The 25,694-nt window shown below is 67.3% G+C and carries 20 protein-coding genes and 1 pseudogene; 18 read left to right on the forward strand and 3 right to left on the reverse strand.

What is annotated here, in order from left to right; all coding sequences use genetic code 11:
- Window positions 1–920 (reverse strand): annotated as a pseudogene (locus ACFE71_RS08040) (IS3 family transposase); the annotation flags it as partial.
- 299 nt (window positions 921–1,219) lie between these two features.
- Entirely contained in the window at window positions 1,220–2,764 is a 1,545-nt protein-coding gene (locus ACFE71_RS08045; RefSeq protein WP_375428286.1) for an adenosine deaminase, read from the reverse strand.
- A gap of 126 nt (window positions 2,765–2,890) precedes the next feature.
- Between ACFE71_RS08045 and ACFE71_RS08050 the strand changes: the two genes are divergently transcribed.
- The 17 genes from ACFE71_RS08050 (at window position 2,891) to ACFE71_RS08130 (ending at window position 21,846) form a co-directional block, all read left to right on the forward strand.
- Window positions 2,891–3,385 (forward strand): hypothetical protein, encoded by a 495-nt coding sequence (locus ACFE71_RS08050; protein ID WP_375428287.1) that lies wholly within the window; start codon window positions 2,891–2,893, stop codon window positions 3,383–3,385.
- Window positions 3,386–3,477: 92 nt separating this feature from the next.
- Window positions 3,478–4,596, forward strand: coding sequence for a bile acid:sodium symporter family protein (locus ACFE71_RS08055; RefSeq protein ID WP_375428288.1), 1,119 nt, complete (start codon window positions 3,478–3,480; stop codon window positions 4,594–4,596).
- A complete protein-coding gene (locus ACFE71_RS08060) occupies window positions 4,593–5,930 on the forward strand; it encodes an AtzE family amidohydrolase (protein ID WP_375428289.1) in 1,338 nt (445 codons plus the stop codon). Before ACFE71_RS08055 ends, ACFE71_RS08060 begins: the two co-directional genes overlap by 4 nt.
- Window positions 5,931–5,962: 32 nt before the next feature.
- Window positions 5,963–7,303, forward strand: a complete 1,341-nt coding sequence (locus ACFE71_RS08065; RefSeq protein ID WP_375428306.1) for an NCS2 family permease — start codon at window positions 5,963–5,965, stop codon at window positions 7,301–7,303.
- Window positions 7,304–7,309: 6 nt separating this feature from the next.
- Window positions 7,310–8,884, forward strand: a complete 1,575-nt coding sequence (locus tag ACFE71_RS08070; protein WP_375428290.1) for a gamma-glutamyltransferase family protein — start codon at window positions 7,310–7,312, stop codon at window positions 8,882–8,884.
- Window positions 8,885–8,886: 2 nt separating this feature from the next.
- Entirely contained in the window at window positions 8,887–10,119 is a 1,233-nt protein-coding gene (locus ACFE71_RS08075) for an allantoate amidohydrolase (RefSeq protein ID WP_375428291.1), read from the forward strand.
- The gene (locus ACFE71_RS08080) at window positions 10,112–11,356 is read left to right on the forward strand and encodes a pyridoxal-phosphate-dependent aminotransferase family protein (RefSeq protein ID WP_375428292.1); all 1,245 of its coding nucleotides are present in this window, start codon (window positions 10,112–10,114) and stop codon (window positions 11,354–11,356) included. The genes ACFE71_RS08075 and ACFE71_RS08080 overlap by 8 nt, the downstream gene beginning before the upstream one ends.
- Before the next feature lie 11 nt (window positions 11,357–11,367).
- On the forward strand, window positions 11,368–12,240 hold the full coding sequence (gene puuE / locus ACFE71_RS08085; RefSeq protein WP_375428307.1) for an allantoinase PuuE: 873 nt from the start codon (window positions 11,368–11,370) through the stop codon (window positions 12,238–12,240).
- Window positions 12,237–12,617 (forward strand): oxalurate catabolism protein HpxZ, encoded by a 381-nt coding sequence (gene hpxZ / locus ACFE71_RS08090; RefSeq protein ID WP_375428293.1) that lies wholly within the window; start codon window positions 12,237–12,239, stop codon window positions 12,615–12,617. The genes puuE and hpxZ overlap by 4 nt, the downstream gene beginning before the upstream one ends.
- On the forward strand, window positions 12,614–13,105 hold the full coding sequence (gene uraD / locus ACFE71_RS08095; RefSeq protein ID WP_375428294.1) for a 2-oxo-4-hydroxy-4-carboxy-5-ureidoimidazoline decarboxylase: 492 nt from the start codon (window positions 12,614–12,616) through the stop codon (window positions 13,103–13,105). Before hpxZ ends, uraD begins: the two co-directional genes overlap by 4 nt.
- Window positions 13,102–14,538: an FAD/NAD(P)-binding protein gene (locus ACFE71_RS08100; protein WP_375428295.1), complete on the forward strand. Its 1,437-nt coding sequence runs from the start codon at window positions 13,102–13,104 to the stop codon at window positions 14,536–14,538. The genes uraD and ACFE71_RS08100 overlap by 4 nt, the downstream gene beginning before the upstream one ends.
- Window positions 14,535–14,879, forward strand: coding sequence for a hydroxyisourate hydrolase (uraH, locus tag ACFE71_RS08105; protein WP_375428296.1), 345 nt, complete (start codon window positions 14,535–14,537; stop codon window positions 14,877–14,879). Before ACFE71_RS08100 ends, uraH begins: the two co-directional genes overlap by 4 nt.
- A 7-nt stretch (window positions 14,880–14,886) precedes the next feature.
- Entirely contained in the window at window positions 14,887–16,305 is a 1,419-nt protein-coding gene (xdhA, locus tag ACFE71_RS08110; protein WP_375428297.1) for a xanthine dehydrogenase small subunit, read from the forward strand.
- Window positions 16,298–18,607, forward strand: coding sequence for a xanthine dehydrogenase molybdopterin binding subunit (xdhB, locus tag ACFE71_RS08115; RefSeq protein ID WP_375428298.1), 2,310 nt, complete (start codon window positions 16,298–16,300; stop codon window positions 18,605–18,607). Before xdhA ends, xdhB begins: the two co-directional genes overlap by 8 nt.
- A complete protein-coding gene (gene xdhC, locus ACFE71_RS08120) occupies window positions 18,604–19,524 on the forward strand; it encodes a xanthine dehydrogenase accessory protein XdhC (RefSeq protein WP_375428299.1) in 921 nt (306 codons plus the stop codon). The genes xdhB and xdhC overlap by 4 nt, the downstream gene beginning before the upstream one ends.
- Entirely contained in the window at window positions 19,521–20,846 is a 1,326-nt protein-coding gene (gene guaD / locus ACFE71_RS08125; RefSeq protein ID WP_375428300.1) for a guanine deaminase, read from the forward strand. Before xdhC ends, guaD begins: the two co-directional genes overlap by 4 nt.
- Entirely contained in the window at window positions 20,833–21,846 is a 1,014-nt protein-coding gene (locus ACFE71_RS08130) for an adenosine deaminase (RefSeq protein WP_375428301.1), read from the forward strand. The genes guaD and ACFE71_RS08130 overlap by 14 nt, the downstream gene beginning before the upstream one ends.
- A 72-nt stretch (window positions 21,847–21,918) precedes the next feature.
- Here ACFE71_RS08130 and ACFE71_RS08135 read toward each other — a convergent pair whose 3' ends face one another.
- Window positions 21,919–22,887 (reverse strand): LysR family transcriptional regulator, encoded by a 969-nt coding sequence (locus ACFE71_RS08135; protein ID WP_375428308.1) that lies wholly within the window; start codon window positions 22,885–22,887, stop codon window positions 21,919–21,921.
- A 291-nt stretch (window positions 22,888–23,178) separates the two neighbouring features.
- Between ACFE71_RS08135 and ACFE71_RS08140 the strand changes: the two genes are divergently transcribed.
- Window positions 23,179–25,644, forward strand: a complete 2,466-nt coding sequence (locus tag ACFE71_RS08140) for a TonB-dependent siderophore receptor (protein ID WP_375428302.1) — start codon at window positions 23,179–23,181, stop codon at window positions 25,642–25,644.
- Window positions 25,645–25,694 lie beyond the last annotated feature (50 nt).

Below are 25,694 nucleotides of genomic sequence, written 5' to 3' on the forward strand. Positions count from 1 at the left end.
AGCGACAGGCGGCCAGCTGAGCAAATACCTCTCCACTTTTCCGGGGCAAGTCCAAGGCCATGCCTGCCTTGCCCAACCAGGTGAGGACGGCGTTGGACGTCAGCTCGGTCCCGTTGTCGCTGACGATGGTAGTCGGAGCGCCGCGCTCGGCGATCAGCACCGCCAGCTCGCGCACGACCCGCCGCCTGGAGATCGACGCTTCGACCACTGCGGCCAGGCATTCCCGCGTGATGTCGTCGACCACATTCAGCACCCGGAACCGTCGGCCGGTCGCGAGCTGGTCGTGGACGAAGTCAAGGCTCCAGCGCTGGTTCGGCAGCGCCAGCACGGGCGCGGGCGCCCGTGTGCCGGTCGCGCGCTTGCGACCCGCCTGCGCCGGACGGTGAGGCCCTCCTCGCGATGGAGGCGCTGGACCTTCTTCCTGTTGATCTGGCGGCCCTCGCGCCGGAGCAGGATGTGAAGACGCCGATAGCCGAACCGCCGACGCTCCCCGGCCAGTTCGCGCAGGCGACTCCGCAGGTCCGCGTCGTCCGGCCTACACGAGCGGTAGCGCATCCTCTTCCGGTCGGCCCTGATGACCGCGCGGGCACGCCGCTCGCTCATGCGGAACGCGGTCTGAAGGTACGCGACCGCCTCCCGCTGGGCGGCCGCGCCTACCACTTTTTTCCCAGCAGGTCCTTCAGACCCGCGTTGTCGAGCATGGCGTCGGCCAGGAGCCGCTTCAACCTGGCGTTCTCGTTTTCCAACGTGCGCAGCCGCTTCGCCTCCGACACCTCCAGGCCGCCGTACTTGGCCCTCCACGCGCAAAAGGTCGCGCTCGACATGCCGTGCCGACGGCAGAGGTCTAGCACCACCGCCCCCGCCTCGGCCTCCTTCAGGATGCCGATGATCTGCTCTTCCGTGAACCGCTTCCGCTTCATCTGTCCGTCCCATCGAGGGGCCGGTCTCTAGGTCCAGGTGGATGAAGAAACGGGGGTCAGGTCAGGCCCAATATGACGACTTGGCTGGACCAAGCCCGGCTCGCTTGCGGTTCACCCGCAGTGGTGACGGCTTTCAAAATGACGGACCTGGATCGAGCAGCGGCGGACTTTACCGAACGCCTGAAATACTTCGCGGGCGACCGCTCGGTCCCAGCCGCGCGGCGCCCTTAGGCCTTATCGTTGTTTAGCGTGGGATAAGCGCCTTGCCCTCAATGAGGACTTACATGCGGACTCGACAATCATTTGTGGGTGGCTTCAAAGTCTGAAAGTTCTATCTCAAGCTTTGCCTGCCGAGCAGCTTTGGGATTTTTAGCCAGATAGGTCATGCAGCTGATGGACGCCGCGCCCACGCACTCGGCCACCCGCATGCCGCCGGCACGGTCGCTCCATAGGCTGCCGCCAGGCAAGAAAGAATGTTGCATTCCATCGCGTACAATCTGCTTCAGGTCGCGATATCCCAGCTTCTGCTCGACGACAGCGCGAAGATACTCGTTGGTCATGTCACTGCGCGACACACCTTCGTCATCGGTAGAGAGAACCACGGGCACGCCCGCCTCGCGGTAGAGCGACAGAGGGTGACTGCGGCCGTTGACCCCAAGGATCACCGCGTTGCTGGTGAGGTTGATTTCCACCGCCACCCGTTCGCGCGCCATGCGGGCGAGCAGCGCACGTGCATCAATCTCGTAAGAAATGTCGATGCCATGGCCGATCCGGCGCGCACCGGCGACTGCGACGGCATCATGGATATGGAAGGTGAGATCGCGAGGCGGAACCAGCCCCAGCGTCAACTCGCCGGCGTGCAGCGACAGTGGTACGCGCGGGGAGCGTGCCTTCAAAAATGCGAACATGCGCATGTGCAAAGCATAGTCGCGCACCGCCACTGGATCGTGCTCGGGCGCGGCGATGTTGACGCCGACGAAGCGGGGATCATTTTCCACCAGCGCGAACCCGAGTGCAAGCTGGGTGAATACCTGTGCGGGCGGAAGCGTTCGGATTGCCGTGTAAAGATAGCGCAGCTCGGTGTAGCAGGCGGGCTTTGGCGTGGCGGTCCCGCAGCCATGCAGCGTCGCCAGCTCGGCGTCATAGCCATCATATTCGGCGCGCGTATCCGCGACCGCTTTCGGCAGCAGCGGCGAGATACGGGCGTAGAGCCCGGCGAGGTCGCTAGCGTCGGCCTCTCCTATTGCGGCTACCAGCGGACGCGCGGCCTTGGTGCCTACGCCGAGCTCGGCATAGGACACGCGGTCCGCGGCCGCCTGCTCGCGAGCGAGCGCGAAGATCTCGGCCTCATGACCCTCGGCTGCGGGCCCGAACGCGTCGAAGGTGGAAAAGAAGCGGTCGTATCCCGACACCGCCGGGTTGCCGACGCCGGCCTCGAACCCGCGGGTCGAGAAGCCGTCGATGGCAGCGGCATAGCGCGGGTAGTCCCTCTCCAACCCGCGCGCCGCGATCCGGCCAAGCGCGTCGCACGGCGGGTTGACGATCTGTATCGGGTCGGCCGCGAGGCACAGACCGGCTGCCGCCGCCCAGCGCAGGAAATCCTCGGCGTAGATCGCGCCGCCGGCGTGATTGTGGAGGTCCGCACCCTTGGGCATCTCCTGAAGGAAGATCCGCAGCCGCGGCGGGCTGTCGGCGATGCGCGCGAGATGAGCCGCGGTACGCGCTTCGGCGGAGGGCTTGGATGCGCGCGCGGTCGCGTCGGAAGGCGCAAGAGCAAGCAACGCAGCAAGCAGGTGGGCGAAACCGTGCGCGCCGACCCGACGTTCAAACCGACGATTGCGCATGCGATCCCCATCAGCGCCGCGCTTTGCTCCCCGGCAGGCGACACGAGACGGGATAACGGCGAGGAGCACTCCTTCCCATGACAAAATCCGGCACGCAGCGTTGCCCAAATGCGAGCGCGGGAGGGTGTGGCCGACCTAATTTTGCGCTCCCGCTGTTCTATTAACGATAGTGGACGCACTCGTATGCTCACCTTAATCGTGGCGATCGTAACACGTTCGGGTGCGCGGGATCGGAGCACGCTCGGCGGCTGGAGCGTGGATCTCATATTGATAGCTCTTGCGGTGATGATGTTGGCGAGGCCGTTTGCGGTCGATGTCGACGGGATCGGGTTCGGTCCGCTCGCCGATCACGTCACGTTCGATCATGGGCGCGTTGCGGCGGAGGTGCACGGTCGAATGTTCAACGTACTGTCGGTGCCGTTCCCGCCGCACTTGCTCGCCCTGTCGGTCCATCTCGCCGTGCGAAAGTTCAATCCGATCGGGCCAACGGTCCGCGGCCGGCGTTTGCCGAACGAGGGGAACATGACCGAGCCGACAGGCTCGTCTTCTTGGAAGGTCCTGGTCAGAATGTTGGCAGCGCCGCCATGCGCCCGGGCGGTTCCGACTGGCCTGCGGTCCTGAATGCCGATGCGGGCCGATACGCACATGTTCGGGACGCTCCATCGCGACCGTTGCGGTGGCTCGATCGGAGCGCATTGGGCGGACGCGATGTGATGCGGCGCCTGCCGCTGTCCTCCATCGAACCGTTCCTGCTGTGGCTGATCGGGACGGTCGCGCTGGCCTCGCTGTTGCCTGCGCGGGGCGGGTGGGGCAGTGCGGTGGGGCATATGGCGGATATAGCCATCGCGCTGCTGTTCTTCCTGCATGGCGCCAGATTGTCGCGTACCGCCATTGCGCAAGGAATGCGGCACTGGCGACTCCACCTGCTGGTGCTGGCCGCGACCTTCGGGCTGTTCCCCGTCGTCGGGATGGCCATCGCCGCGGTCGGAGGCGGACTGATCGATCCGTCGTTGAGCACTGGACTGCTGTTCCTGGCGTTGCTGCCCTCCACGGTGCAGTCGTCGGTGGCGTTCACCGCTATGGCGCGCGGCAACGTCGCGGCGGCGGTATGCAGCGCCTCGCTCTCCAATCTGGTCGGCATCGTCGTCACGCCGTTCATGGCGACGATCCTGATCGGGAGCGGCAGGCCGGGGGAGGGGGTGTCGCTCGGCTCGGTCGAGACGATCGCGCTACAGCTGCTGCTGCCGTTCGTCGCCGGCCACCTGCTGCGGCCGTGGATCGGCGGTCTGATCGACCGCTACAAGGTTCTGGTCCAGCCAATTGATCGCGGGTCGATCCTGCTCGTCGTCTATTCCGCGTTCGGCGCTGCAGTCATCAACGGTATCTGGTTGCGGGTCGGATGGAGCGACCTAGTTGGATTGCTGCTGCTCTGCGCACTGATGCTGGCGGTGGTCGTGGCCGCGAACGGGCTTGCCGCGCGCGCGGCCGGCTTGGCGCGCGAGGATGCGATCGTGCTGCTGTTCTGCGGCTCCAAAAAGAGCCTGATTTCCGGCGTACCGATGGCGGGTGCCCTGTTCGCGCCGACGCAGGTGGGTATGATCGTCCTCCCGTTGATGATCTTCCACCAGCTCCAGCTATTCGTGTGCGCCGTGCTGGCCGCTCGCTACCGGGCCGCTGGCGAAGCCGCGGCGATGCCGCTCACCGCCGAGGATGCGACGGCCGTGGGGACCCGCGTTGGGCTGGCGATCCCCGAGCCGTGCATGGCGGGCGTGGTCGCGAATCTCGCGCTGCTCGATCGGCATGCCGAGACGCTTCGTGGCGAGACGCGATGAAGGGGGCGCTCGCCATCGCCGCCATGGTGCGCGCAGGCCGGGTCAGCGCGGCGGCGCTTATCGAGCAGGCGATCGCCGATGTGTCGGCTGACAGCCTGCATGCCGTCACGCGGGTGCTGGCGGCGCGCGCGCGCGGGGAAGCGGCGCGTGTCGACGCCGTCGTGGCCGCGGGCGGTGATCCCGGGCCGCTTGCCGGTGTACCATATGGTGTCAAAGACCTGTTTGACGTCGTGGGCCTGCCGACCACCGCAGGATCGGCGGTCTATGCCGACGCACTACCCGCGCACGCCGATGCGGAGGCGATCCAGCGGTGCCAGGCGGCGGGGGCGGTGTTGGTGGCGACGCTCAACATGGACGAGTTCGCCTATGGTTTTGCGACGATCAACGCGCATCACGGCACCACGCGCAACCCGCACGATCCGGCACGGCTCGCGGGCGGTTCGTCGGGCGGATCGGCCGCCGTGGTCGCGGCGGGTCTGCTGTCCTTCTCGCTCGGCTCTGACACCAACGGCTCGATACGCGTGCCGGCGAGCCTTACGGGCATCCACGGGCTGAAGCCGACGCACGGCGCGTTGCCGATGGCAGGCATGTTCCCCTTCGCGGAGAGCTTCGACGACCCCGGGCCGTTCGCCGGCTCGGCTGCGGATATGGCGGCCGTTTGGGCGGTGTTGGCGGACGCGGAGATGCCGGTCGACGACGACGCGCCGATCCGGCTCGCGCTCCTAGGAGGACGTTTCCGTGAGAATGCGGACCCGGACCAGCTCACCGTCATCGACGGTCTCGCGTCGGGAGCGCCGATGCTGGAGCTGCCCGACATCGAGCGCGCGCGCTCGGCGGCATTCCTCATCACCGCATACGAGGGCGGGTCGCTGCACCGTGCGGCGCTGGCGCGCTCGGCGATGGCCTTCGACCCGCAGGTGCGCGACCGGCTGATCGCAGGCGCCCTGCTGCCGCGCGCACTGTATAAAGAGGCGCAGGCGTTCCGCGCGGCGTTCCGGAAACGGATCGCGGCGCTGATGTGCGATGTCGATGTGCTGCTCGCGCCCGCGACGCCGTGCATCGCCCCCCCGATCGACGATCCGCGTATCGCCATCGACGGGGTACTAGTCGTCGCGCGAGCGCATCTGGGCATCCACACTCAGCCGATCAGCTTGGCCGCGCTGCCGTCGCTCAGCGTCCCGCTGCGCCGACCGGACCGGCTGCCGCTCGGGCTGCAACTGATCGGGCGACCGGGCGAGGAGGCGACGCTGATGCGCTATGCCGCGCGGCTGGAGGCGGATGGGGTGATCGGCGCGACTGCGCCGATGCGGGCGAGGGTGGGGGAAGCGGCATGACTGACACGGTAACGGACATGGCGACAGACAGGATGATCGGGGCGGCTCCGGCCGGCGCACTGGAGCGATATTTCGCGCTTTCGGCTCGCGGCACGTCCGCGCGGACCGAGGTGCTGGCGGGCGCGACGACGTTCCTGACGATGGCCTATATCGTCCTCGTCAACCCGGCGATCCTGGGACAGGCGGGGATGCCCGTCGCCGCCGTGGCCGCCGCGACCTGTTTCGCCGCCGCATTCGCGTCGATCCTGATGGGGCTGGTCGCGAACGTGCCGCTCGCGCTCGCGCCCGGGATGGGGCTCAACGCCTATTTCAGCTTCACGGTGGTCCAGCAGATGGGGATACCCTGGCCGATCGCGCTGGGCTGCGTGCTGATCTCGGGCATCGCCTTCCTCCTGCTGACGCTGACGGGGATACGACAGCTGATCGTGGCGGTGATCCCAACCCACCTCTTCGCCGCGGTAGCGGGCGGGATCGGGCTGTTCATCGGCTTCATCGGGTTGAAGAACGCCGGGATCGTCGTCGCCAATCCGGCGACCTTCGTCTCGTTGGGGACGCTGAGCGAACCGAGTGCGGCCTTGGCGTTGTTCGGGCTGCTGCTGATCGGGGTGCTGAGCGTCTGGAACGTGCGCGGCGCCATGCTGATCGGGATCGTCGCCACGACGCTCGTCGCCTGGATGTTCGGGCAGGTGACGGTGGCCTCGGAGCCTTATAGCCTGGCGGCGTTGATCGGTACCGCGTTCAAGCTCGATATTCCCGGCGTGTTCGGGCTCGGCGGCTCGCATGGGTTGGGGCTGCTCGAGGTCCTGTTCGTGTTCCTGTTCGTCGACCTGTTCGACAATATCGGCACCCTGGTCGCGGTGACCAAGCGCGCCGGGCTGATGGACGCGGCCGGGCGCATCCCCGGGCTCAACCGCATCCTGATCACCGATGCCGTGTCGACGATCGTCGGGTCGGTGGCGGGCACCAGCACGGTGACCAGTTACGTGGAGAGTGCGGCGGGAGTGCAGGCGGGCGGGCGGACGGGACTGACGGCGGTGGTGACCGGCATCCTGTTCCTGCTCACGATGTTCGTCGCGCCCTATGCGCAGCTCGTGCCGCTGGCGGCGACGGCGCCTGCGCTCATCGTCGTGGGTGGGCTGATGCTGTTGCCGTTGACGGAGGTGCCGTGGGAGGACCCGCTGTCGGCCATCCCCGCCTTCCTAACGGTCGCCCTGATCCCGCTCACCTTTTCGATTGCCAACGGTCTCGCCTTCGGGATCACCGCACACGCGATCCTGAAGCTGATGCGCGGCACCGCGACCAGGGCCGACTGGTTCCTCTTCATCCTCGCAGGCCTGTTCGTGGTGCGCTTCGCCTGGATGGGGGCCGCCTGAGCGACAATGCCGACCGTCACAGGAACCCACGGCATCGTCACGGCGCCGCATGCGCTTGCGGCGGAGGCCGGTTGCGCCGTCCTGCGCGATGGGGGCAGCGCGGCGGAAGCGTGCGTTACCGTCGCCGCGACCTTGGCGGTCGTCTATCCGCATATGACGGGGATCGGCGGCGACGGCTTCTGGCTCCTGTCCGAGCCCGATGGTCGTATCCACGCGATCCACGGCTGCGGCGGTGCGGCAGCGGCGGCCGACCTGTCGCTCTATGCGGGGTACGAGGCAGTGCCGACCCGGGGTCCGCTCGCGGCGAACACGGTCGCAGGCACGATTTCGGCATGGGATGCGGCGCTGGAGGGCGGCACGCTGCCGCTCGCCCGGCTGTTGCGCGATGCCATTCGACACGCCGAGGACGGCGTGGCCGTCACGCGAGGCGGGGCGGCGGTCGCGGCGGCGAAGGGCGACGATCTTCGCAGGCAGCCCGGCGGATATGCCGCGACGTTCGAGCCCGGGGGACGATCGCTCGCCGAAGGGGACCGGCTGCGGCAGCCGGCACTCGCCGCGACCCTGCGCGCGCTGGCCGAGGACGGATTGGACGGCTTCTATCGCGGCACGCTCGCCGAGAGGGTCGCCGCGGATCTGGCCGTTCTGGGTAGTCCGGTGTCGCGCGCCGATCTCGCGAGTCACTGGGCGACGCGCCCCGTGCCGCTCCACGTGCCGATCGCCGGCGCCACGCTCTACAACAGCGCGCCGCCGACGCAGGGTATCGCCTCGCTGCTGATCCTGGCGCTGTTCGACCGGCTGAGCGTCGGCGACGTCGACGTCGACGGTCCCGCGCATGTCCACGGGCTGATCGAGGCGACCAAGCAGGCGTTCATGTGGCGCGACCGGCATTGCGGCGATCCGGGCGATATGGACGTCGACGCGCAGGCGCTGTTGGGCGACGCCGAGGCGCTGGACGCGATGGCGGCGCGGATCGCCCCGTCGCAGGCGCTTCCCTGGCCTTACCCGCCGCAGTGGGGCGACACCTGCTGGTTCGGCGCGGCGGACACGCACGGGCGAGTGGTGTCCTGTATCCAGTCGACCTATTTCGAATTCGGATCGGGGCTGGTGCTGCCCGGCACCGGCATCACCTGGCAGAACCGCGGCAGCAGCTTCCGCTTGGCGGAGAGCGGTTGGAATGCGTTGAGGCCAGGGAGACAGCCGTTCCATACGCTCAATCCGGCGCTGGCGTGCTTCGCGGATGGGCGCGTGATGGCCTACGGCACGATGGGGGGCGAGGGCCAGCCGCAGACGCAAGCAGCATTGTTCACGCGGTACGCGCGCGGCGTCGACCTGGCGGACGCGATCGCTCGCCCGCGCTGGTTGTTGGGACGCACCTGGGGTGAGGAGAGCACGACGCTGAAAATGGAGGACGGCTTTTCGCCGGATCTATACGCCGCACTCGTTGCGGCAGGTCATGGCGTGGAGCGGGTCGGGCCGCTTACCGCGATCATGGGCCATGCCGGTGCGATCGTGCGTCACCCCGATGGCCGGCTGGAGGGCGCGACCGATCCGCGCAGCGACGGCGGGGTGGCGTCGTGGTGAGCATGCCTGCGCCCGGCGGCGCGCGCGCGGTGGCGCGCTGCGACATGCTCGGCGTCTCGCCCTACACCGACATGAAAGACGGCCTGTATCGTGGCTGGTTGTCGCCTGCCTATCGCGCGGCGCAGGAGGTGGTGACGGGCTGGATGGAGGAGGCGGGCATGACCACACGCCGCGACGCCGCCACCAACCTCATCGGCCGCTACGAGGGTCTGAACCCGGGACCCGCCCTTTTGATCGGCAGTCACATCGACAGCGTCCGGGACGGCGGTCGCTACGACGGCCCGCTCGGCGTGATGTTGGGGGTCGAATGCGTCGCCACGCTCCACGCCGCGACCAGGCGAATGCCGTTCCCGATCGAGGTAATCGCGTTCGGTGACGAGGAAGGATCGCGCTTTCCCGCAGCGATGCTGACCAGCCGCGCCGCGGCAGGGACGCTGGCCGAGATGCCCGACATGGCCGATGCGCAAGGCACGCCGCTCGCCCTGGCGCTCGCCAGCTTCGGCACCGCACCCGAGCGGCTGGCCGACGCTCGTCACGCGCCCGCGCTGGCCTATTTGGAGGCGCATATCGAACAGGGGCCGGCACTGGAGACCGAGGGGCTGGCGCTCGGCGTCGTGACCGGAATCGCCGCGCAGCTTCGGCTGCGGCTGGTGCTGGAGGGTCGCGCCGGGCACGCGGGCACCACCGCGATGCCGCTGCGGCGCGACGCGCTGGCCGCCGCCGCCGAGATCGTGCTGGAGGTCGAGCGCGTCGGGCGCGACCGGCCGGACGAACTCGTCGCCACCGTCGGCACGCTCGAGGTGGAGCCGGGTGCGGCCAACGTGATCCCCGGTCGGGTGACGCTGTCGCTCGACATACGCGCGCTCGACCCGGCATTGCGCGATCTCGCGGCGCAGGCGATCCTGGACGAAGCCGATGCCATCGCTGCCCGCCGCTTGGTGACGATCCGGACGCTCCCGATCCATGACCTGCCCGCCAGTCCGTGCGATCCCCGTTTGACCCGCATTCTGACCGAGGCGCTGATCGCTGCCGGCCACCCGCCGCGCCGCCTGGCAAGCGGGGCGGGGCACGATGCGATGGCGATGGCGGCACTATGCCCCACCGCCATGCTGTTCGTGCGCTGCCGGGGTGGTTTGAGCCACAATCCGGCCGAGCATGTCGAGGTCGTCGACGTCGAGGCGGCGCTCGCGGTCATGCTCGGCTTCATCGATCGCCTCGAGGCCGTGCATGTCTGAACTCGACGTCTTGCTCTTCGGCGAGATCGATCCGCCGCAGCGGCTGCTGATGGGCCCCGGGCCGGTCAACGCGCACCCGCGCGTGCTGCGTGCCATGTCGGCGGACTTGCTCGGCCAGTTCGACCCCGAGATGACCGGCTACATGGAGCAGGTCATGGCGCTCTACCGCCCGCTGTTCGGCACGGAGAACCGTTGGACCTTCCTGGTCAATGGGACCGCGCGCGCCGGTATCGAGGCCTCGCTGATCTCGCTGGTCGAGCCTGGCGACACGGTCCTTGTCATCGATTTCGGTCGTTTCGGCCTGCTGTTGAAGGAAATCCTGCAGCGGATCGGCGCGAGAGTCGTCAGCGTCGAGGCGGCATGGGGTGAGGTGGTGCCGCTCGATGCGATCGCCGCCGCCATCGAACGATACGCGCCCAAGGTCGTCGCCACCGTGCACGGCGATACCTCGACGACGATGGCGCAGCCGCTCGACGGGCTGGGGGCGATCGTTCGGGCTGCGGGCGCCTTCAGCTATGTCGACGCGACCGCGACGATCGGAGGTATTGCGATCGCGGCGGATCGCTGGAGCATCGACGTGGTGACCGGTGGGCTGCAGAAGTGCCTGAGCGGGCCGTCCGGCTCGGCGCCGATCACGGTTTCGGACCGCGCCGCCGAACGCATCCTCGCACGCCGCCATGTCGAGGGTGGGATCCGCCGCGCCGACATCGTCGACGGCACCGGCCCCCGCATCGCCTCCAACTATTTCGATCTGGCGATGGTGATGGATTATTGGAGCGAGAAGCGCCTCAACCACCATACGGAGGCGACGACCATGCTCTATGGTGCTCGTGAATGCGCCAGGGTAGCGCTGGCAGAGGGGCTTGACGCCCGCTTCGCGCGGCACGCTCGCGCCGGCGCCGCCGTCGTCGCCGGCGCGCGAGCGATGGGGCTCGCCGTGTTCGGCGACGACCGGCACCGGATGACCAACGTCACCGGCATGAATATTCCGGGAGGGATCGATGGCGAGGCGGTGCGCCGCTGGATGCGCGAGGATTTCGAGATCGAGATCGGCACCGCGTTCGGTCCGCTCGCCGGACGGATCTGGCGTATCGGCGCGATGGGCTACAACGCGATGAAGCACAAGGTCGCGATCACGATGAGCGCGTTGGAGACGGTGCTCCGGGCCGAGGGCTTCGCCTGCCCACCCGGCGCCGGCGTCGATGCCGCGCTGGCGGCGTGGGACACGGCCCCGTGACGCGCGAAGACCTGACGCGCGACCTGGCCGGCTATGGCGCCGTGCCGCCCGACCCCGCGTGGCCGGGCAACGCGCGCGTCGCCGTGCAGTTTGTCATCAACTACGAGGAGGGTTCCGAGAGCAGCGTCCTCCATGGCGATGGCGGATCGGAAGCCTTCCTGTCCGAGATGATCGGTGCCGCGAGCCACCCCGCGCGCGCGATGGCGATGGAAAGCCTCTACGAATATGGTAGCCGCGCCGGCTTCTGGCGACTGCACCGCCTGTTCGGCGAACGCGACCTGCCCGTCACGGTATTCGGGGTGGCGTCCGCGATGGAGCAGAACCAGGCAGCGGTGGATGCGATGCTCGCCGCCGGCTGGGAGATCGCGAGCCACGGCTGGCGTTGGATCGACTACCAGCGCGTGTCGGCGGAGGTCGAGCGCGAGCATATCGCCAAGGCCATCGAGGTGCATAAACGGCTCACCGGCGAACGACCGCTCGGCTGGTATCAGGGTCGCACGTCGCCCAACACGGCGCGACTAATCGCCGAAGAGGGCGGGTTCGTCTACGACGCCGACAGCTATGCCGACGATCTGCCCTATCGTTCGGCCGCCGGTCAGTTGATCGTGCCCTATTCGCTCGACGCCAACGACATGAAGATGGTCGCGCTCAACGGCTTCACGGACGGGGAGCAGTTCTTCCGTTACCTGCGCGACGCTTTCGATCAATTGCGCGCCGAGGGAGGCCGGATGATGTCGGTAGGCCTGCACGGCCGCATCGCCGGTCGCCCCGCTCGCGCGCTCGCCGTCGGGCGGTTCGTCGATCACGTGATGGCGAGCGGCGACGCCTGGATCACGCGGCGCATCGATATCGCGCGCCACTGGCTGGAAAGGTTTCCCGGATGACGATCGACGACGTGCGAGCGCTGGCCGAGGTCACCGCCGCCTTCCACGCCTATGAGCATGCGCTAATGGACGACGACACGCCTGCGATGGACAGGCTGTTCCACGACGCGCCGACGACCAACCGCTACGGCGTGGGCGAGGTATCATATGGGATCGAGGCGATCCGTAAGTTCCGCAAGGGCCGGGGCGGATCGCCCCGGCGCAGGCTCGGTCGCATCGCCATCACTACTTACGGCGGTGACTTCGCGACGGCGGACGCCGAGTTCTTCCGCGAAGGCTCACCCCGGCGCGGGCGCCAGACGCAGAGCTGGGTCCGCTTCCCGGACGGCTGGAAGGTCGTGTCCGCGCACGTCAGCCTAGAAGGGGATGCGCATTGACGCTTGCGGAGGTCAATGCGCTCGATCGGGCGGCGTTCGTCGCGCGGTTCGGCCTGTTGTTCGAACATTCGCCGTGGGTGGTGGAGCAAGCCGAGCAGCTGCGTCCCTTCGCCGACCTGCACGCAGGGTTGATGGCTCCGCTGCGCGACGCGAGCGAGGCGCAGCGCGTCGCGCTGATCCGCGCGCATCCGGAACTGGCCGGGAAGGCGACGATGGACCGCGGGCTGACGCGCGCGTCGACGCGAGAGCAGGCGTCTGCGGGGCTCGATTGCCTGACGCCTGACGAGTTCGCACGCTTTCACGATATGAACGCTGCATATCGCGCGCGGTTCGGCATGCCGTTCGTCATGTGCGTGCGGCGGACCGACAAGGCAGGGATTCTGGCGGCGATGGAGACACGGCTTGGCAGCACGGCTGCCGCCGAGACCGCGACCGCGATCGCCGAGATCGGCGAGATCATATGCCTCAGGCTGACGGAGCTACCATGACCCTTCTCATCCGTCTGCCCGCCTTGGAGGCCGAGCTGGCACGCCAATTGGCACTGATCGGGCACGGCGGCGGGAACTGGACGCGCGCACGGGTGCACCCCGACGGCCATGTCCACGACGTCCTGATCGTCGGCGGAGGGCAGAGCGGGCTGGCGGCGGCGTTCGGCCTGTTGCGTGAACGCGTGTCAAATATTGTCGTCCTGGACCAAGCTCCTGCCGGGTTCGAGGGGCCGTGGGACACCTATGCCCGGATGCTGACGCTACGTACGCCAAAGGACCTGAACCCGATCGATTTCGGCATCCCCGCGCTCAGTTTTCGCGCATTCTGGGAGGAGCAGCGAGGGGCGGCCGGTTGGGATGCGCTGGACCGCATCGCGCGCGGCGACTGGATGGCATACCTGCGCTGGTATCGCCGCGTGCTGAAGCTGCCGGTGCTGAATGACCGGCGCGTCACCCTGATCGAGCCGCTCGGCGACGGTGTTCACCGCGTGCATCTGGATGGGCATCCAGCGTTGCTGGCGCGCAAGGTGGTGCTGGCGACGGGCATCCAGGGTGGCGGCGAGTGGCATGTACCCGCCATGATCCGTGGCGCGCTGCCCGACACGCTCTACGCGCATACCAGCGCCGCGATCGACTATCCCGCGCTTGCGGGCCGCCGGATCGCGATCCTGGGCGGCGGGGCGTCGGCGTTCGATAATGCCAATGCCGCACTCTCGATGGGAGTGGCGGAGGCGCACGTCTTCATGCGGCGCGCAGAGTTGCCGCGGATCAACCCCATCCGGCTGATGGAGCGCACCGGCTTCACCGGGCGCTATCCCGCGCTGGACGATGCGACCAAATACGCGGTGATGCGCGCGTTCCTTGGGCATAGCCAGCCGCCGACGAACGACACTTTCGACCGCGCTTCGGCTCGGCCGGGCTTCGCGCTGCACCTTGGCGCGCCGTGGCTGTCGGTCGCGCGCCACGGCGAGGGCGTGCAGGTGACGACGCCGCAGGGAGACATGGCTTTCGATTTCCTCGTCCTGTCGACCGGGCTGGTCAGCGACTCGGCGCTCCGTCCCGAACTGCGGCTGGTGGCGGACGGGATCGCACGTTGGTCCGATCGATACGCACCGCCCGCAGGGGACGCGAACGCGATCATCGACACGCATCCCTACCTGGGAGCTGGTTTCGAGTTCACGCCGCGAGCGCCCGGCGATGCGGTGGCCCTTCATGGCCTGTTCGCCTTCAATTATGCCGCCCTGGTCAGCCTCGGATTGTCTGCGGCGGCGCTGTCGGGGCTGCGCGCCGCGCTGCCGCGGCTGGTGAAGGGCGTGACCGACCAGTTGTTCTTGGACGATCGCGACGAGTTGGTGACGGAGCTGGCAAAGTATGACGAGCCTGAATTCATCGGCGAATGGCCCGCGCCCGTGCTGCGTGAGGCCGCCGAGTGATCAGCCTGTCGACCCACGTCCTCGACACCGCACATGGCCACCCCGCGGCGGGCGTTAAGGTGACGCTGTCGGACGTGGCGGGAACGGCGCTGTTCGCCGGGCGTACCGACGCCGATGGCCGTTGCCCCGACCTGCCCGCGGTAGCGGCGGGACGGTATCGGCTGGCATTCGGGGTAGCCGGTTATTTCGCCGCCGCCGGAGTCGCTCTGCCCGATCCGCCGTTTCTCGATGTGGTGACGATCGACTTCGGCGTCGTCGTGCCCGCCGGGCGCGCGCGGGCGCATTACCATGTGCCCCTGCTCGTCTCGCCGTTCGGCTATTCCACCTATCGGGGTAGCTGAGATGACGATGCGCTTCGTCCTGGACGATGAGATCGTCACCGTCACCGTCGCCGACGCCGATCCCAACGGCACGCTGCTCGATCACCTGCGCGAGCGCCTGCGCCGCACCGGCACCAAGGAGGGGTGCGCGGAGGGCGATTGCGGATCATGCACCGTGCTGGTCGGCGAACTGGACGGCGACGGCATCGCTTGGCGCGCGGTGAACGCATGTATCCTGCTGCTGCCGATGTTGCGCGGAAAGGCGCTGCTGACCGTGGAAAGCCTGTCGCGCGGCGGCACCCTGACCGCCTTGCAGGCGTACATGGCGGGCAACGGCAGCTCGCAATGCGGCTTCTGCACGCCGGGGTTCGTGATGTCGCTGTACGCACGCTGCATCGGGGCGGCCGGAAGCGCGTTGCCGGTAGAGGATGTGATCGCGGGAAATCTGTGCCGCTGCACCGGATATGGACCGATCCTCGCGGCGGCGGATGCGGTGGGCACATTTCGACGCGACGATCGGCCCACCGTCGCCGCGTTGCGAGCGATCGCTGCCGATGACGCGTCGGGTGTACACGGCGGACGCCGCTGGTTCGCACCTGCCGATGTCGCCACGCTGGTCGACCTTCTCGTGGCGCACCCCAATGCGCGCATCGTGGCCGGCGCGACCGACGTTGGATTGTGGGTGACGAAGGAGCTTCGCGAAATCGAGACGTTGATCTTCGTCGGCGATATGGTGGAGCTTCGGCAGATCGAGGAGACGCCCGCCAGTCTCACGCTCGGCGCGGCGGTGCGCTATGCGGAGGCGCATGCGGCGCTGGCGCGGCTGCATCCCGATCTGGGCGAACTGGTACGGCGGATTGGCGGGTTGCAGGTGCGCAACGCGGGCACGATCGGTGGCAACATCGCCAACGGATCACCGATCGGCGACATGTCGCCGGCGCTGATCGCGCTCGACGCGACGCTGACGCTGCGGGGCCCGGCGGGCGCGCGGACGATGCCGCTGGAAGAATATTTTCTTGGCTACGGACGGCAGGACCGCCGCGCGGGCGAGTTCGTGGAGCGGCTCCACGTACCGCGACCGACTGTCGACGACGTCATCCACATCTCGAAATTGTCACGAAGGTTCGACGGCGACATCTCCGCGGTGTGCGGCGCGGTCCGGTTGCGCGTGGAGGATGGGCGAATTGCCGCCCCGCGCGTGGCGTTCGGCGGCATGGCCGCCACTCCGCGCCGCGCGCATGCGTGCGAGGCGACGCTTGACGGGCAGCCGTTCGCGCTCACCACGATCGACCAGGCGGCTCGCACCTTGCGCGACGATTTCACGCCGCTCAGCGACGTGCGCGGCAGCGCCGCCTATCGTCTGACGGTCGCCGCTAACCTGCTGCGCCGACTGTGGCATCGCTCGCAAGGCGAGGCGGTATCCGTGCTGGAGACGGTGGATGGCTGATCGTGATCCGCGCGTGCCGACGTGCGCGCTGTTCTCCTACCCTCACGACAGCGCGCACCTCCACGTCGGCGGTGCGGCACGCTATGTTGACGACGAGGCGGAAGCCCCGGGACTGCTCCACCTCGCCTTCGGACAGAGCGAGGCGGCGCATGCGCGGATCGTGGCGATGGACCTGTCGGCGGTGCGCGGGTCGCCCGGCGTCGTCGAGGTGTTGACCGCCGCCGACATTCCCGCGGCGAACGACGTCAGCCCGGTGGCGCACGACGATCGGCTGCTGGCGGACGGGGAAGTGACGAGCGTCGGTCAGTCGCTTTTTCTGGTTGCCGCCACCAGCCGGCGTGCCGCGCGTGTCGCCGCCCGGTTGGGACGGGTGGAATATGAACACCTCCCCGCGTATCTCACGATCGCCGACGCGCGCGCCGCCGCCTCGCTGATCGAGCCGACGCAGCGCATGGCGCGCGGCGACGCGAAGGGGGCGCTGGGTCGCGCGCCGCGCCGCCTGTCGGGCGGGTTCGACATGGGCGGGCAGGACCATTTCTATTTGGAAGGGCAGATCGCGCTGGCCATTCCCGGCGAGGACGGGACGATCCACCTGCTGTCCTCCACCCAGCATCCCAGCGAGGTGCAGCATCTGGTCGCCGCGATGCTCGACCGATCCTCCGCCGACGTGACCGTGGAGGTGCGGCGTATGGGCGGCGCGTTCGGTGGAAAGGAGACGCAGGCGGCCGCTTTCGCCGCTGCGGCCGCGCTGGTCGCTGATCGCACCGGACGCCCCGCCAAATTCCGATGCGACCGCGACGACGACATGGTGATGACAGGCAAACGCCACGATTTCCGTGTCGACTACGAAGTCGGCTTCGACGACGAGGGTCATGTGCTCGCGCTGCGGCTGATGCTCGCCTCGCGATGCGGCGCGACGGTCGATCTATCGCCAGCGATCAACGACCGCGCCATGTTCCACGCCGACAATTGCTACTGGCTGCCGGCGGTCGAGATCGTGTCCGAACGACTGAAGACCCATACCGTATCGAACACCGCCTTTCGCGGCTTCGGCGGGCCGCAGGGAATGCTGGCGATCGAGCGCGTGATGGACGCCGTGGCGGCGACCCTCATACGCGATCCATTGGAGGTGCGCGAAATCAACCTTTATCGGCCGGGTCGCGACGTCACCCCCTACGGCATGCAGGTGGCGGACAATATCGCGCCGCAATTGATCAGCGCGCTGCGCCGGTCATCGGATTACGACGCCCGGCGCACTGCGATCGCGGCGTTCAACGCCCGCAACACGGTACTGAAGAAGGGCATCGCGCTCACCCCGGTGAAGTTCGGGATCAGCTTCACCACCACGCATCTGAATCAGGCCGGCGCCTTGATCCACGTCTATGCCGACGGCAGTATCCAGATCAACCACGGCGGCACTGAGATGGGCCAGGGGCTGTACGTCAAAGTGGCGAAGATTGTCGCGGATGTCTTCACGGTGGGGCTGCCCAGCGTGCGGATCACGGCGACCCGCACCGACAAGGTACCCAACACATCGGCCACCGCTGCCTCGTCGGGCGCGGACCTGAACGGAATGGCGGCGTACAATGCTGCAACGACCATCCGCGACCGGCTGGCCTCTTTCCTGGCGCGAACCACCGGCTGCGCGGAAAGGGACGTGCGCTTCGCGGATGGCATGGTTTCCGCTGGCGCCGAGCGGCTGGCGTTCGGCGACCTGTGCCGCCGCGCGCACATCGGGCGCATCTCGCTGTCTGCCACCGGCTATCATGCGACCCCCGCGATCGCGTACGACCGCGCCAGCCATACCGGGCGGCCGTTCTATTACTTCGCCTATGGTGCGTCGGTGGCGGAAGTCGTGGTCGACACGTTGACCGGCGAGCATCGCGTGCTGGCGGTCGACATCCTTCACGACGTAGGCCGCTCGTTGAATCCCGCGATCGATATCGGGCAGATCGAGGGGGGGTTCCTCCAGGGACAGGGCTGGCTGACCACCGAGGAACTGATGTTCGACGGCGAGGGCCGTCTGCTCACGCACTCGCCTGCGACCTACAAGATCCCGACCGCCGCCGATCGTCCGCGCCGTTTCGGGATCGCGCTGTGGGACGGCGAGAACAGCGAGCCGACGATCCACCGGTCGAAGGCCGTGGGCGAGCCGCCACTGATGCTCGCAAATGCGGTCTTCTCCGCGCTGGCTTTCGCGGTGGCGGCGACGGCGCCCGATACGCGCGCGCTGCCGCCGCTCGACGCGCCGGCTACGCCGGAGGCGATCCTGCGGGCGATCTCGGCGCATCGCGGCGCATGATCGACTGGCTCGATCATCTGCGCGCGCTGCCGCGTGAAGAGGCCGCGGCGCTGATCGGCGTGCTGGCGACCGAGGGGTCCGCACCGCGCGGCGCAGGGACGCGGATGCTGGTGACGGCCGCGGCGATGCATGGCACGATCGGCGGCGGCCAACTGGAGCATCGCGCGGTCGAACAGGCGCGCCAACTGCTTGACCACCCTCCCGGAAGCTGGCGGGTGCAGGACTATCCGCTCGGGCCGTTGCTTGGGCAATGCTGCGGCGGGCGGGTGCGATTGCTGATCGAGCATATCGATCCCGGGCGGCTCGGTTGGCTGGCGGGGGTAGCCGACACGCGCGTTCTGCTGACGACGCTGACCGATGGCGGCATCGATCGCGCGATTGGTGACGATGTGTCGGCGGCGGTGGTGTCCGCGCGGGGCGACCGCCCGCGCGCGGGCGCCATTTTCGCGGAGGTCATCGGGCGGTACCGTCGGCCTCTTTGGTTGTTCGGGGCGGGCCATGTCGGCAAGGCAATCGCCCGCCATGCGACTTATCTGCCGTTCCGCCTCGCATGGTTCGACACGCGCGCCGCGTTCGAGGCTATCGAGGGTGTCACGGTCGTGCCTGATGATATGATCGCCGAATGCATCGCGGAAGCGCCCGAGGACACCGCGATCGTCGTCCTGACGCACGATCACGCGCTAGATTACGTCTTGACGCGCGCTGCGCTGGAGCGCGGTCGATGCGCCTATGTCGGGCTGATCGGTTCGGCGACAAAGCGCATGCGTTTCCAGTCGCGGCTCGAGAAGGATGGGGTCGACGCCGCGGCGCGCGCGCAGCTTGTCTCGCCGATCGGCATCGCCGGCGTCGACGGCGACGAGCCCGATGTCATCGCGGTCGCGTTGCTGGCCCAGCTTCTGCAGCTCGGTCCGGCATGACGCTCCGCGCGTTCCGCGCCGAGATCCTTTCCGTCGCGCGCGACCCGCGCACGCACCCCGATGCGGTCCGCCACGAGGTCGACGGACTGTTGGTGGTCGAGGACGGGATCGTCGTCGCGCGCGGCGACCACGACGCATTGCGCGAACGATGGGGCGGGGTCGCGGTGGAGCGAGTGCGCGGGCTGATCGTGCCGGGGTTCGTCGACGCCCACGTCCATTACCCTCAGATGGACCACGTCGCCTCGCATGGCGAACAGCTGCTCGATTGGCTGACGCGCCACATCTTTCCCGCCGAGCGCGCCTTTGCCGACCGCGCGCATGCCGATGCGGTGGCGGCGGCGTTCCTGGTCGAGCTGTTACGTAACGGCACGACCAGTGCGTTGGTCTTCGCCACCGTCCACGCACAGTCGGTCGACGCGCTGTTCGACGCGGCGATGCACCAAGGGATGCGGATCGCGTCGGGAAAGGTATTAATGGACCTCGGGCCGGACGGGCTGGTCGATACCCCGGAGGAGGCACGAAGCGATAGCGAGGCGCTGATCGCGCGGTGGCGTGGGCGCGGGCGACTGTCCTACGCCGTGACGCCGCGTTTCGCGCTCACCTCGTCCGACGCGCAGCTTAGCGTGGCGGGCGATTTGCTGGTGGCGCATCCCGATACCCTGCTTCACACCCACCTGGCGGAGAACGCGCGCGAATGCGTCGCGGTCGCCGAGCGCTTCCCGGACGCGCACGATTATCTCGACGTATACGACCGCTTCGGGCTGGTCGGCGCGCGGTCGGTGTTCGCGCATGGCGTCCACCTGCCCGATCGCGCGTGCGCGCGGCTGGCGAAGAGCGACGCGGGCATCGCGACATGTCCGGCGTCCAACCTCTTCCTGGGGTCGGGCACGTTCGACTTGGCGCAGGCGGATGCGCACGGGATCCGCGTCGGACTGGGCAGCGATATCGGGGCGGGGCCGAGTTTCTCGCTGCTCTATGTCGCCGGGCTGGCCTATCAGGCGGCGCTGGCGCGGGGTCGTGCGCTCGACCCGTTCCGGGCCTTGTACCTGGCCACCGCGGGCGGCGCGGCGTTGCTCAGGATCACCGACCGCGTCGGCGGGCTGCTACCGGGGCAGGAGGCGGATTTCGCGGTGCTGGATGATAGCGCTACGCCGCTGCTGGCGCGCCGCACGCGCGGCGCGACGCTGGCGGAGCGATTGTTCGCGTTGCAGATCCTGGGCGACGACCGCGTGATCGCGCGCACCTACATCATGGGCGAGTGCGCCTGGAACCGCGATGGTCCTGCATCGTCCGACCCGGAGGGACAATATGATCGACGCTGACGCTTTCATCGCGGGCCTGCCCAAGGCGGAACTGCATCTGCACATCGAGGGCAGCTTGGAGCCCGAGCTGATGTTCGCGCTGGCGCGGCGCAACGGCGTGACGATCCCCTACGATAGCGTCGAGGCGGTGCGCGCGGCCTACGCGTTCGGAAACCTCCAGGACTTCCTCGATATCTACTATGCTGGTGCCGATGTGTTGCGGACGCGCGCCGATTTCCATGATCTCGCCGCGGCCTATTTCGATCGCGTCGCTGCGGACGGCGTCGTCCACGCCGAGATCATGTTCGATCCGCAGACGCATACCGCGCGCGGAGTGGCGTTCGCGACGGTGATCGAGGGGCTGTTGTCCGCGATCGATGAAGCCTGGCAGCGCCACGGCATCACCGCGCGGCTGATCCTGTGCTTCCTGCGCCACCTGAGCGAGGACGACGCGTTCGATACGCTGCGGACCGCGGAGCCGTGGCTCACGCGGATCACCGCGGTCGGGCTCGACTCGTCGGAGGTCGGGCATCCGCCAGAAAAGTTCGCGCGCGTCTTCGCCGCAGCCGCCGCGCACGGTCTTCGCCGCGTGGCGCATGCGGGGGAGGAAGGGCCGCCCGACTATGTCTGGCAGGCGTTGGACGTGCTCCATGTCGACCGGCTGGACCATGGCAACCGCTCGCTGGAAGACCCGGCGCTGGTCGACCGGCTGGTGCGGGACGGGATGACGTTGACCGTATGCCCGCTGTCGAACCTGCGGCTTTGCGTGATCGATTCGATCCAGTCGCATCCGATCGATCGGATGCTCGCACTGGGATTGCGGGCGACCGTCAACTCGGACGATCCGGCCTATTTCGGCGGTTATGTGGGCGACAATTACCGCGCCGTCGCGCGTGCCCGCGGGCTGGATCGGGCGCAGCTGGCGACGTTGGCGCGCAACAGTTTCACGGGATCGTTTCTGCCCGAGGCGGAGGTGTCGGCCCAATTGGCGCGGATCGACGCCTATGTGGCGGCGTGTTGAGGGGACAACGCCGCTCGAGCCGCAGCCCGCGTCACGCAGGATCATCATCGGCCGGGTAACGGAACTTTCGCGTCACCCGAGCGATGCGGACGATCCAGTCCGAGCGGCGTCATCGCTCGACGGCGCAGTCGCCGCGGAATAATCAAGCGCCGAAAAGCCGTGATCTATCTCCGCCAGGACGATCCCCGCTGCATAGGAGGGCGTACGCGCGGTGGCGGTGCACAGCGCGAGCGTCATCGGACGCAGGACCGCATCCGAGATGCGCGTGAACGACAGCAGCCCGCGTTTCACCTCGGTTATGACGTCAAGCGAGGTGAGGATACCAATGCCCACGCCTTGCAGGACGAGCGAGCTGATCATCTGGATATTGTCCGACGTTACCGTCCGGTTTGGCACCGTTCCGGTCACGCCCTCCAGTACGGCGATCTGCTGACACACCGCCAGCGGCTCGCTCGGCACGATCAGCGCGGAGCCGGCAGCCGCGGAAAAGCGTGCTTCATCCCGCTGCCCGAAAGGATGCCCCGCCGGCGTGACGAAGCCGAGCACCACTTCGGCATAGGCGCGTACCGTTATGTCGCTGTAGGATGCCGGGCCGAAGAAGATGCCGAAATCCACCTCGCCCGTGGTGATCGCGCGGCGCACCGCGTCGTTTTCCAAGACGTGGACGCCGATGGTGATGCCTGGATAGTTGCGGTTGATGGTCTGGATCGTGCGCGGGATATAACCCTTGGCCAGCGCGTCGATTATGGCGATGTCGACATGCCCGCGCTTTAGCCCGCGCAGGTCCTCGATCTGCGTGCGTACCGTCGCCATGTCTTTTCGCCAGCGTCCGCCCGCCGCCATCATGACCTCACCCGCTGCGGTCAGCCGCAGCCCCGTCGGGAGCCGCTCGAACAGCGGCACACCGAGTTCCGCCTCCACATTCAGGATTTGCCGATCGATCGCCGAGGCGGAGATGTTGAGTTCGTCCGCCGCGCGCCGGATCGAGCCGAGACGACCGACCACTAGGAAGTAGCGAAGAAAGCGCGAAAAGGCCGGCATCGATTTGTCCTGGCGCCTGACCTGCTCTAATTTCGGCAACGGGTCATAGCGTTCATTGCATTTGATTGCACCGGCCGTGAACCTTAGTCCACCCTATAACGCTAGAGAAACGACTTTGGGAGGCTCTCGCGACCGTGTCGCCACGGAAGCTCGGAGCACTGACTGCCGGACCGTGGCGCAGACACTGTGCACGGCTCACCGGCTGAAGTTGGACGAAATCATCAGGACATTATTGTCTGGCGATGGCACGTCGGGAGGGTGCTTTCGGCGGATCTTGGGGGATATACGTCTATGCCAGAACTTTCCGTGTTATCCGGCGCGCCATCTCGAAAATCGGCTATCCTGACCGTGGGCGCGTTGCTGTTCTGCACCGCGCTGACCGCTCCGGCCCGCGCGCAGGAGGCTGCCGGGACCGCACTGCCGCAGGAGCCCAACCAAGAGGAGGTCGTCGTCACCGGCGCGCTGAATGCCCTTCCGGTAGAGGACGTCGGCTCGATCTTCGGCTTCGACAAAACCCTGGTGGAGACGCCGCGATCCGCCTCGACGATCAGCACCGAGCAGATCGAACGCTTCGGCATCACCGACATCTACGATCTCGTTGCGCAGGCACCGGGCACGTTCACCAACTCGTTCTTCGGCGTCGGCGGTGCGCTCGATATTCGCGGAACGCCCGGCGAGGTCTATTTCCGTGGCGTCCGGCGGCTGGACAATCCCGGCAACTATCCCACTCCGATCGGCTCGTCGGACCGGATCGACATCGTGCGAGGCCCCGCCTCACCAATATTCGGCCCGTCGAAGACCGGCGGCTACATGAACTTCGTGCCCAAATCGGCGCGCGTGAAGGGCGGCGCATTGCTGTCCTCCCCGCAGGGCGAGGTGAGCTACACCGCCGGCAGTTGGGATCGCAACGTGCTCAAGGCAAACATCCGCGGCCCGGCGCGTTTCGGTAACGCCGAGTTCGGTTACAGCCTGTACGCCGAGGTCGAGGACTCGGACAGCTATTACCGCAACATGTCGACCCGTCAGACCATACTTCAGGCGTCGTTCGACAATGACCTGACGGACCGCGTCCGGATCGAGTTCGGCGGCATGTACCAGAATTTCCGCGGCCAGCAGAACGGTGGCTGGAACCGACTAACGCAGGACCTGGTCGACAACGGCACGTACATCACCGGCAGCGCGCAGCCCCTGGACACCGACGGCGACGGGCAGCTTTCGCCGGCGGAGTTCATTCCCGCCGGCAGTTTCAACCCGTTCGGCACGTTCGGTTGCGCGCGGGGCACGGCCACGCCCGGCGTTGTTGCTGCCGGCTTCACCGACGCGTGTTTCACCACCAGCTATCCCCAACTCGCGCTGCGTGATGTCGGCACCGCCCAATTGAGCCGCAGGAACGTGCTCACCGGTCCCGACGACCGACTCGACAACAAAGTGACGACCGGTTATTTCGACATCATCTTCGCCGGTGATAATAACCTGGAAATCAAAAACCAGCTATTCTACGATGGGTATGATAACATAAACGAGAATAACTATGGTTTTTCGCAATTTCACGAATCATGGGTGATCGAGGATAAGATTGTCTTCGCAAAGTCGTTCTCGACCGCTGCCGGAAATTTTTCGTTCCAGCTGTCGCCATCGATCCGCTACACCGAGTTCCTGCACGGTGACGATTTCGACTTCGAGTATTTCAGTCGGGTCGATCTGACGCAGGGATACTCACCGTTATCGGACCGCCTGTTATCCACCGAGTCCGGGCGCGATTACACGAGCTATGTCCGGGGTCACTATACCGATTACGGGTTCGCCGGGCTGACCGATCTCGATTTCGACTTCGGCCTCGATCTGATCCTTGGCGCACGTTACGATACGATTGATGCTAAGTCTTCTGTCGATACAACGAGGGTGCGGGTCGCGCCCGCCATTCTGTCCGCGACCGGCAACAATGACGAGTGGTCGTGGACCGCCAGCGCCTCGTACAAGCTGCCGTTCGGGCTGATCCCATATGTGACGGCGTCGCGCCAGACGACGATCGTGGTCGGGCAGGGTGCCGAGCTTGCGCCCGTCGATGTGCAGGGCATCTTCGTAGCCGCGTCCAAGCTGTACGAAGGCGGAATTAAGGGCAGCTTCCTCGACGATCGTCTCTATGCCGCGGTGTCGGTCTACGAGCAGTCGCGGACCGACCGCAACGTGCAGTCGACGACGGTGAACCAGTCGGTCGAGACGAAGGGGGTCGAGGCGGAACTGCGATGGTCCGTCGATAGGCACCTGCTGGTCAGCGCCGCTTACACCCGGACGAAGGTGTATAACCTCACCTTTCAGGGCGAGGGCACTGCGTTCAGTTTTTTTGGGATCGAGGATCTGGTAAATGTTCGCGACCCGTCGCTCTACTTGGGCGGACAGCCGATAGGACTGATTCCGATCCCGGATGCAGACGCATCGCGCCGCGCGGGCATTCCAACAAACCTATATTCGGCGACCGCCACCTACGGTTTCGACAATGGCCTCGCGTTCAACGCCAGCGTCGTTCATGTCGGTTCGGTTTTTTCCGGTCAGTCACGAGTGGTGAGGCTGCCGGCTTATACCGTGTTCGACATCGGTGCCTCGTTCGAGAAGGACGACTGGTTGTTCCGCCTTGTCGTGAAGAACGCGACGGACGAGAGATACTTCCGCGCGAACTTCACCGAGCTCTTCGGCAGCACCATCGTCCTGCCCGAGAAGCCGCGCAGCTTCCAGGCCTCCATCGTGTACAAAATCTGATCAGGCCTCGGCGGGTCGGCATCCGCCGCGGACGTCGCAGTTCAAGGAGC

The organism is uncultured Sphingomonas sp., from assembly GCF_964237155.1.
Classification (GTDB): domain Bacteria; phylum Pseudomonadota; class Alphaproteobacteria; order Sphingomonadales; family Sphingomonadaceae; genus Sphingomonas.

Bases quoted from the DNA above. Each gene is read 5' to 3' on its own strand.
- ACFE71_RS08045 (WP_375428286.1), bottom strand. From the start codon at position 2,764: ATGCGCAATCGTCGGTTTGAACGTCGGGTCGGCGCGCACGGTTTCGCC.
- ACFE71_RS08055 (WP_375428288.1), top strand. From the start codon at position 3,478: ATGCGGCGCCTGCCGCTGTCCTCCATCGAACCGTTCCTGCTGTGGCTG.
- ACFE71_RS08060 (WP_375428289.1), top strand. From the start codon at position 4,593: ATGAAGGGGGCGCTCGCCATCGCCGCCATGGTGCGCGCAGGCCGGGTC.
- ACFE71_RS08065 (WP_375428306.1), top strand. From the start codon at position 5,963: ATGATCGGGGCGGCTCCGGCCGGCGCACTGGAGCGATATTTCGCGCTT.
- ACFE71_RS08070 (WP_375428290.1), top strand. From the start codon at position 7,310: ATGCCGACCGTCACAGGAACCCACGGCATCGTCACGGCGCCGCATGCG.
- ACFE71_RS08075 (WP_375428291.1), top strand. From the start codon at position 8,887: ATGCCTGCGCCCGGCGGCGCGCGCGCGGTGGCGCGCTGCGACATGCTC.
- ACFE71_RS08080 (WP_375428292.1), top strand. From the start codon at position 10,112: ATGTCTGAACTCGACGTCTTGCTCTTCGGCGAGATCGATCCGCCGCAG.
- hpxZ (WP_375428293.1), top strand. From the start codon at position 12,237: ATGACGATCGACGACGTGCGAGCGCTGGCCGAGGTCACCGCCGCCTTC.
- ACFE71_RS08100 (WP_375428295.1), top strand. From the start codon at position 13,102: ATGACCCTTCTCATCCGTCTGCCCGCCTTGGAGGCCGAGCTGGCACGC.
- xdhA (WP_375428297.1), top strand. From the start codon at position 14,887: ATGCGCTTCGTCCTGGACGATGAGATCGTCACCGTCACCGTCGCCGAC.
- xdhB (WP_375428298.1), top strand. From the start codon at position 16,298: ATGGCTGATCGTGATCCGCGCGTGCCGACGTGCGCGCTGTTCTCCTAC.
- xdhC (WP_375428299.1), top strand. From the start codon at position 18,604: ATGATCGACTGGCTCGATCATCTGCGCGCGCTGCCGCGTGAAGAGGCC.
- guaD (WP_375428300.1), top strand. From the start codon at position 19,521: ATGACGCTCCGCGCGTTCCGCGCCGAGATCCTTTCCGTCGCGCGCGAC.
- ACFE71_RS08130 (WP_375428301.1), top strand. From the start codon at position 20,833: ATGATCGACGCTGACGCTTTCATCGCGGGCCTGCCCAAGGCGGAACTG.
- ACFE71_RS08135 (WP_375428308.1), bottom strand. From the start codon at position 22,887: ATGCCGGCCTTTTCGCGCTTTCTTCGCTACTTCCTAGTGGTCGGTCGT.
- ACFE71_RS08140 (WP_375428302.1), top strand. From the start codon at position 23,179: ATGCCAGAACTTTCCGTGTTATCCGGCGCGCCATCTCGAAAATCGGCT.